General features: G+C 65.5%; 4 protein-coding genes. 1 reads left to right on the top strand and 3 read right to left on the bottom strand.

Going from position 1 to position 4957, the window contains the following annotated elements:
- Nucleotides 1–51: 51 nt before the first annotated feature.
- Together SJI00_RS22240 and iacA are read right to left on the bottom strand one after the other, a co-directional pair.
- Nucleotides 52–414 (bottom strand): IacB protein, encoded by a 363-nt coding sequence (locus SJI00_RS22240; protein ID WP_322463838.1) that lies wholly within the window; start codon nt 412–414, stop codon nt 52–54.
- A gap of 18 nt (nt 415–432) precedes the next feature.
- Nucleotides 433–1602 carry an indole-3-acetate monooxygenase gene (iacA, locus tag SJI00_RS22235; RefSeq protein ID WP_322463837.1) on the bottom strand — a complete coding sequence of 390 codons (1170 nt, stop codon included), beginning with the start codon at nt 1600–1602 and terminating at the stop codon, nt 433–435.
- A gap of 659 nt (nt 1603–2261) precedes the next feature.
- Here iacA and SJI00_RS22230 point away from each other — a divergent pair.
- Nucleotides 2262–3188 (top strand): LysR family transcriptional regulator, encoded by a 927-nt coding sequence (locus tag SJI00_RS22230; protein WP_322463836.1) that lies wholly within the window; start codon nt 2262–2264, stop codon nt 3186–3188.
- 118 nt (nt 3189–3306) lie between these two features.
- On the opposite strand, the gene SJI00_RS22225 is transcribed toward SJI00_RS22230, so the two are convergent.
- Nucleotides 3307–4491: a multidrug effflux MFS transporter gene (locus tag SJI00_RS22225; protein WP_322463835.1), complete on the bottom strand. Its 1185-nt coding sequence runs from the start codon at nt 4489–4491 to the stop codon at nt 3307–3309.
- Between the last annotated feature and the right edge of the window lie 466 nt (nt 4492–4957).

Here is a 4957-nt window from a genome sequence, read left to right as displayed (position 1 = left end):
CGGGGTCTCCTTGCCCACTCCACTGGCGGGCAATCGGCGAGATTCAGGGGCTCAGGTGCGCTGGATGATCAGTTCGCGACCCATGCGGGCCTCGATCTTCACGTAGCGCCACAGCTTGTACGGCCCCTCGCCCACGGCCGTGGTACGCAGCAGGTTGCAGGCGGCGTGCACGGTTTCGACATCCGCCACATCGGCCAGCAGGTAGGTGGTCCAGGGGAAGCCATCGGACGGGCCGACCATGCTCTGGTCGTCGTCCATGTTGCCCAGTACGTTCACCCCAGGCAGGTCGTGCATGCCGTTCCACATCTGGCTGAAGGCGGCCCACACCTGAAGTTGCTCTTCACGCGCGGCGTCGAAGAAGTTCTGGTTGATGCCCATGCAGAACAGCACACGCAAGGTCTTCTTATCGCTCATCCGTGTTTCCTCGAAAATTTACAGGTAGCCCGGCAGGGGCGGCTTGCCGAAGAACATCGCTCCGGCGTTCTGGTAGGTCACGTCGCCCATGAAGGCGTGCTGGGTGACCACCTGGGCATCGTTGACGCAGCGCGCCAAGGGGCTGTCGTTGTAGACGCCGGTCATCCCGGAAAGCATCTGTGCAGTGCGCGCCACGTCGGCGGCCACGCGGGTGGCGTGGGTCGACGACAGACGCAGCAGGTTGATCGCCTCCCCCGGTACGGCGTCGCCGGCCAGTACATGGGCCCAGGCAGCGTCGATGGACTCGTAGAAGAACGCGCGCGCCGAACGCAGCGCAGCTTCGGCACGGGCCACATCGACCTGGGCCAGGGGCCGGTCGGCCAGCGCTGGAGCACCGGTCACCGACAGCCGACCGCTGGCCATGCCCGACAGTTCGTCGAGCGCCGCGCGGGCCACGCCCAGGCCTACCACCGAGAGCACCTGGGTGGCGAACGACAGCGACGGGTAGCGGAAGAACGGCTCGTCAAGGTTTGGCTGGCCGCCGCGCACGAAGGTCCACTCCTCGCCGACCACCACGTTGTCCACCACCAGGTCATGGCTGCCGGTGCCGAGCAGGCCGACGGTGTCCCAGGTCTGCTCGATCCGCACGCTGCGTTGCGGCATCACCGCCAAGCGTGGCAGGTCGAGCTTGTCGCCGTTGCGCGGGGCGATGCCGACGCCGACGATGTCGGCGCCCATCGAGCCGCTGGAATACTTCCAGCGCCCGCTGACGTTGAAACCGCCCGCCACCACTTCGGCCGGTTGCGGCGGGAAGATGCCACCGGCGAACACCGTGTCGGGGTTTGCTGTGTAGAGCGCGGTAATGGTGGCGAGCGGCAAGGCCGCCAGGTACACCGGGCTCATGCCGAAGCTGGCGACCCAGCCGGCCGAGCCGTCGGCGTGCGACAGGCGTTCGATCATCTGGCAGAACTCGCCGGGCGAGCACTCCAGGCCGCCGAAACGCTTGGGCACCAGGGCGCGGTAGACGCCGTGGGCCTTGAAGGCCTCGACCACATCAGCCGACAAATGCCGCTGGCGGTCGAACTCATGGCGGCGGGCACGGCTGCGGATGTCATCCAGCAGGGCCTCGAAGGCCGGCCCAGAAGCAAGCGCAGACCCAGAGGCTGCGCGCAGGCAATGCGAATCCATAGACTTTCTCCGTCTCAGGCGCGGTGTGGAGCGGGATCAGGCAGGGAAGCGGCTTCCCTCAGGAAGCGCCAGCACCGGCAGGAGGCGGTGTGGACAACGCGGGATATCCGGTAACCGGACACCCGCCGTACAGGGGATGCGTAGGCGCAAGCGGCATGGTCTGTCTCTCTTGTTGTGTGTGCCGATGGGCCGAATTTGCGACTATTTACGTGAATTGTCAATTGAATATTCACGTTGAATTTACGTGAATTGGCAAGCAAACAGGAGTGAACACAGGACGTAAATTTATAACTAAATCAATGTTTAATAAAGATTTTCTAGGTAGAAACGCACGAATCCATGTGCGATAAATGGCTAAAGAAAAATGTGCTAAGCACAGAATAATCTCAAGCATCCACCGCGTGTTTCCCATCCACATGACCCTGCACATCGCTCAGCACCATCCACCTGCCAGGCGCATACGGCAGCGGTTGGCGCCGCTTCGCGGCCCCGCGCGGCTGAAGCGGCCGCCACCTCAACCGCGTTGCGTGGCGTCGCAAAACGGCGGTCCAGCTGCGAGGCAAGCCACCGTCCATCGCCAGCATTTGATTGACTTTTCACGTGATCCGTTGCAAATCTCTCGCTACCCCCCGACTCTTGCATGATCCCCCGAGGTCGCCATGCCGAGCCCCTCCCTGCGCCACACCGCGTTGCCCGACCACCGCCTGCATTACCTGCACCTGAGCCACGAAAAAGGCTCGATGCGTGCTGCGGCCGATGCACTGGGCGTCGCGACCTCATCGGTAAGCCGGCAGATCGCCCGGCTGGAACAGGAGCTGGATATCGCACTGGTCGAGGAAGGCACCCACCGCATTCGCCTGACGCCCGCCGGCGCAGCGGCTGTGGCCTACTACGTCCGCCGGCTGGCCGACTACGCCGCGTTCAGCGACACCCTCGACAGCCTGCGCAGCCAGCAGGCTGCAACCACGGTGATGGCCATCGGCGAAGGGCTGCTCGGCGCACGGGCAATTCACTCGTTGCAGGCGTTTCTGCGTGATCACGGCGCGCACCAGACCGAGATCATCAGTGCGCCGTCGCTGGAGGTGCAGCGCATGGTTTCGACCGATCAAGCGCACTTGGGCGTGGTGTTTTCCCCCAGCAATACCGGTCGGCTGACGCGGCTGTTCAGCCTGGCGCAACCGCTGCGCCTGATCGTGCACCGCAGCCACCGGCTGGCCGAGCGCAGCATGGTCACCTTGGAAGAGCTGGCGCAGACGTCGCTCGCGTTGCCGGGGACGCGGTTTCGCGTACGCGAGCTGGTCGACGCAGCGTGTCGCGGACGCGATTTCGACATCGTGCCAAGCCTGACTTCGAACTCGCTGGTGGTGTTGCTCGATTACGTGCGCTCGGGCCTGGGCGCCACGCTGCTGGCCGAATTGCCGATCAGCGACGAACTGAAAGTCGGCACCCTGCGCGCCATCGCCATCGACTGCCCGGCCATGCAAGCCACCGACATTCAGATCGTCGCCCGGCGCGGGCGTGTTCTCGAACCACTGGACCGCGCCCTGGCACAGGAAATGGCCAAGGCCATGCGCCTGGCCTTGTAGCGTCCCGCCGCGCTTGCGCAGCGCCTAGCATGCCGCGCTGCCGACTGCGCATCAGGAACCCTTCGAGCGTGCCCTGACCCAGGCGATGGCCTTGACCCTGCGCCGGGCCGCAGGACGCTCAGCCGCGCTTGCGCCAGGCCAGCACCAGCCCGTAGCACGCCGCGCTGCCGACCCCGGCGCAGACCATCACCAACGCCAACCGCCCCGGATCATTGCCCACCACCTGTGCGGTGAGGGCGCTGCACCCCGAGGCCAGAGCAAACTGGGTGGAGATCGCCAACCCTGCCGCGGCACCGGAACGGTTCGGAAACAGCGCCATCAGGCAGGCGATGCTGTTGGCCCCGAGCAGGCCGGTGGCGCCGATGTAAAGCATCACACACAGCACCAGTTGCACCAGGTTCACCGGGCCTGCGAAGGCGATGTACAGCAGGCCGGCGCAGGCCAGCAACGTCAGCAGCACGCCGATGCCGATCATCCGCTGCGGCCCGTGGCGCCTGACCAGCCGCGCGTTGACCAGGGTCAGGCCGATGATCGCGACGAAATTCAGCGCCATCAGCCAGGCGTACTGCCCGGGCGTCAGCCCGAAGTGCTCGGCATAGACGAACGGCGAGCCGGTCATGAAGCCGAACATGCCGCCCAGCGCCAGGCCCATGCAGCCCATGTAGGCCAGGGCCAGCGGTGTACGCAGGACCGCGACATAGCCGAAAAAGGCCGTTCCCAGCGAGGCACTGCGCCGGCTGGGCGGAAGGCTTTCAGGCAGACGCCAGGCGGTGATGCCCATGACCACCACCACCAGCAGCAGGAGCGCGGCAAAGATGCTGCGCCAGCCCGCCAGCGCCAGCAGCGCACTGCCGACGATGGGCGACAGCAGCGTGGCGAGCATGCTCACCAGCTGCATGAGGGTCAGGATGCGCGCCGCCTCGGTCAGGGCGAAACGGTCGCTGACCACCGCTCGCCCCAACACCGACGCACCTGCCCCGCCCAGCGCCTGGAAGAACCGCGCCAGCACCAGCTGATCGATGTCGCTGGCCAGGATGCAGGCCAGCGTGGCGAGTGCGTATACGGTGCCGGCGGCCAACAGCAGTGGCCGTCGGCCGAAACGGTCGGCCAGCGGCCCGTAGCAGAGCATCCCCAAGCACAACCCGAACAGAAAGGTGCCGACCGTGGCCTGCACGCTGGTATTGCTGGCGTGCAGATCGGCGGCGATGGCCGGCATGGCCGGGAGGTTGATATCAATCGACAACGGCACGATCGCGGTCAGCGAGGCCAACAGCAGAACGGTGCCGACAGAGGTGCGGGACATAGACGGTTCACAGGTCAGAGCCGGCTACGCCGACGGGGTGGCAAGGGTTCAAGCGTGGGAAGTATTACGTGAATTGTCAATAAAAAGCCCAGCGTCATATCGGCATGCAGGCGCCCGTCTGCCGCCGCGTACGGCACGCTTCACTGCGCTCCCCCTCCAGATCGTTGCGCAGAACGCAACATACTTGCCCGCCCGTGTCATTGAGTGCCCCGGCCTGCGGAATTAGCGTGTAGCCCATAAAGCCACCGGCACACCGGGGCACCAAAAACAACAAAGAGGCCTTGCCATGACCGTGCGCACACTCCCCGCTTCGCCTTCCCTGCCTGCTCGCCAGTGGCCTCGTCGCTGCCCGTTGGCGCAGCGCGTCTAGCCCGACTCCGAATTCCCAGCCCTGCCCTAGCCATCTCAGACATGGCGGCCAGGCCCTGGACGACTCACCTGCGTGAACCTTGCAGAGGTGCCCTGA

It is taken from the genome of Pseudomonas gebzensis, assembly GCF_034427815.1.
Taxonomy (GTDB): Bacteria; Pseudomonadota; Gammaproteobacteria; order Pseudomonadales; family Pseudomonadaceae; genus Aquipseudomonas.
Note: the sequence above shows the minus strand (reverse complement) of the source record. Positions and strands in the feature narration are given on the sequence as shown.

Excerpts from the sequence above, each read along its gene's own strand:
- SJI00_RS22230 (WP_322463836.1), top strand. The coding sequence starts at position 2,262 with ATGCCGAGCCCCTCCCTGCGCCACACCGCGTTGCCCGACCACCGCCTG.
- iacA (WP_322463837.1), bottom strand. The coding sequence starts at position 1,602 with ATGGATTCGCATTGCCTGCGCGCAGCCTCTGGGTCTGCGCTTGCTTCT.
- SJI00_RS22225 (WP_322463835.1), bottom strand. The coding sequence starts at position 4,491 with ATGTCCCGCACCTCTGTCGGCACCGTTCTGCTGTTGGCCTCGCTGACC.
- SJI00_RS22240 (WP_322463838.1), bottom strand. The coding sequence starts at position 414 with ATGAGCGATAAGAAGACCTTGCGTGTGCTGTTCTGCATGGGCATCAAC.